The 2,718-nt window shown below is 71.3% G+C and carries 2 protein-coding genes; both read right to left on the reverse strand.

Going from position 1 to position 2,718, the window contains the following annotated elements; all coding sequences use genetic code 11:
• Positions 1–159 precede the first annotated feature (159 nt).
• Entirely contained in the window at positions 160–1,338 is a 1,179-nt protein-coding gene (locus RT567_RS12310; RefSeq protein ID WP_313576620.1) for a phage portal protein, read from the reverse strand.
• A gap of 166 nt (positions 1,339–1,504) precedes the next feature.
• Positions 1,505–2,587 (reverse strand): terminase large subunit domain-containing protein, encoded by a 1,083-nt coding sequence (locus RT567_RS12315; protein WP_313576619.1) that lies wholly within the window; start codon positions 2,585–2,587, stop codon positions 1,505–1,507.
• Positions 2,588–2,718 lie beyond the last annotated feature (131 nt).

A 2,718-nucleotide genomic window follows, 5' to 3' on the forward strand; every position in this document is an offset into this window, starting at 1 on the left:
CCTCCAGCCGCGCCAGCCGTTCGGCGACCAGCCTCTGCTCGTCCACCCGCTGTTCCAGCGTCGCGATCCGCGCCGCCGCCCCGCCCGCCCACACCAGCCCGCCAATGGTCTGCACCAGCAAGGCCGCGATCAGGGCGACGGGCGCCTTCTTCCAATCCGTCATGCCTCCACCCCCGCCATCCGTCGCCGCTCCTCATCCGTCAGGAAGCTGGCCGCATTCAGCCGCGCCCACAGCGCGTCCCGCTCGACCTGCAAGGCCGGCACCGCATCCAGGTCCGGCTCGATCCGGCAGTCCGTAAACCGCCCGCCCAGCCACCCCGTCATCGCCCCCGCCGCCTTCCTCACCAGCGGGATCACCGTCCCGCGCCAGAAGGCGGCGTTGGCCTCGCGATAGTTGGCGTAGGTCGCGTCGCCCGGTATCCCCAACAGTTGCGGCGGCACGCCGAACGCCAGCGCGATCTCCCGCGCCGCCGCGTGCTTGCCGGCGATGAAGTCCATGTCGTGCGGCGTCAGGCTCATCGGCTTCCAGTCCAGCCCGCCCTCCAACAACAGCGGCCGCCCGGCGTTCCTCGCCCCCGCATGGGCCTCGCCCAGTTCCGCCTTCAGCGCCTCGAACTGCTCACCCGTCAGCCGCTCCCCGTCCTTGGCCCCATAGACCAGCGCCCCTGACGGCCGCGCCGCATTGTCCAGCAGCGCCTTGTTCCAGGCCCCGGACGCATTGTGCACGTCGATGGCGAAGGCGGCCGCCTCCAGCGGCGAAAATCCGTAATGATCATCCGTCGGGTGAAACAGCTTCAGGTGCATGACCGGCGACCAGCCGTCGCCATGCCGCGCGATCCGCACCGCGCGCCCGCCGACCGCATACTCATAGGCTTCCGGCCACCCCGCCCGGCCCGGCACCACCTTCACCCGGTCGGGCCGCAGCGCCCACAGTTCGTCCGGCGCCCCGTCCCCGTCGGCGTCCCCGGTCGCCTCGACATAGGCGTTGCCCGCCGTCTGAAGCGCGCCGTACAGCCCCTCCATCAACTCCCCGCCCGACTGCTCGGGATTGGGCTTGTCGATCAGCCGCGCCAGCGGATGATCCGCCGTCCGCACGCCCCCGACCATCACCATCAGCGGCGTCGAGGCCGCCGCCTCCGCGATCATCCGCACGCAGCGATAGGCCACGGCGTTTTTCCCGAACCCCTCGTCCGCCAGATGGGCGTAATCGCGCGGCGTCCACCGCGCACGGCCTGACCCCGTCAGAGCGATCAGCGGCCCGGTGCGACTGTCCTTGATTTCAGGCGCAGCCATGCGCCGCCGACCGAACGGTCGTCGCCAATCCATGTGTTTCTCCATCGTCATTCTCCCTCCCCTTTATGGGGAGGGTGGCTGAGCCGCAGGCGAAGCCGGGTGGGGGCGGCAAGGCAAATCATCACCTCGCCCAGATCACCCGCCCTCCCCACCCGGTCGCTATCGCGACCACCCTCCCCATGAAGGGGAGGGAGAAACGCAGCGCGCATCTTCACAACGCCCGCAACCTCGGCTGCGTCTTCCCGGCCAGCAGCAGATGCGTCAGCGCCCAGACCAGCGCATCCGCCCGGTCCGGGCTCTTCGCCCCCGGCGTCTCGCTCCCCAACGCCATCATCTCTTCCTCCAGCGCCGGAAACGCGCCGCAGTGGACCACGCGCCCCTGCTCGTAGAGCGCCGCCACCGGCTCCGCCCGCGCCTTCTTGCTCCTGCTGGCGTGGACCAGTTTCACCTGCGCCGGACAGTCCGCCTGCCCCAGCAGGGTCCGCACCATCTCCCCGCCCTGATTGGCTTCGGCCAGCACCAAATCGGCGTCGAACTCCCGCGCCGTCTCGGCCACGCGCCGCGCCCATCCGGCGGGCGACAGCCCCCGCGCCGAACGATCCGCCAGCACATAACCCGTCCTGTCCCTGCGCCCCGCCGCCACGATCCCGCAGGCGTCGCCGTGGGCGCTGGCGGGCGGATCGACCGCCACCACCACCCGCTCGAACCGCGCCGGTCGGTTGCCCCGCGCCCGCGCCAGATCCTCGGCCCGGAACAGGGCGCCGTCCGCCTCGACCACCAACCCCTCCATCTCCTGCGCCTCCAGCCGCGTCCCGGCGTAGAGCGCCTGCAGATGCCCCAGGAACCCCGGCGCCAGATTGTCCGCATTGTCCTTGGTCGCCAGCCGCGCCTTCACCACCCCCGGCTCGGCCAGCAACCGCCTCAGCGCCGGGATCGGACGCAGCCCGAACCTCAGGTTCGACAGCGTCGCCTCGATGTTCCTCCAGGCGCAGAACTCATCCGCCCAGGCCGCATGAAACTGCGGCCCGCGCAGACTGTCCGGGTCTTCCGCCGAAAACGCATAGGCCGCCGCGCCCGAGGGCCAGACCAGCCTGCGCCGCCCCGCCTCCCAGCGCGGCCGGTTATCGCCCGGCGCCTGCGCCTTCAACCCCGACGGCCCCTCGACCATCACCTCGCGCACATCGTGCAGCGCCGGTCCCACCAGGGCAAAGGTCCGGTCCTTCGCCCGCGCCAGCTCATTCATCCAGAACCCGCCCGCAAAGGTCTTGCCCGACCCGCGCCCGCCCAGCAGCACCCAGGTCCGCCAGTCCGCATCAGGGGGCCAGACCTGATACTCGTTCAGCCTCGGCGTCGCCCTCAGCGGCCTCGGCCCCTTCGCCCTCTTCGCCCTCTTCGGGCTCCTCGACGACCGGGATCACCACGACC

Origin of the sequence: Brevundimonas sp. (assembly GCF_032107865.1) — a bacterium.
Taxonomy (GTDB): Bacteria; Pseudomonadota; Alphaproteobacteria; order Caulobacterales; family Caulobacteraceae; genus Brevundimonas.

Bases quoted from the DNA above. Each gene is read 5' to 3' on its own strand.
- RT567_RS12310 (WP_313576620.1), bottom strand. From the start codon at position 1,338: ATGGAGAAACACATGGATTGGCGACGACCGTTCGGTCGGCGGCGCATG.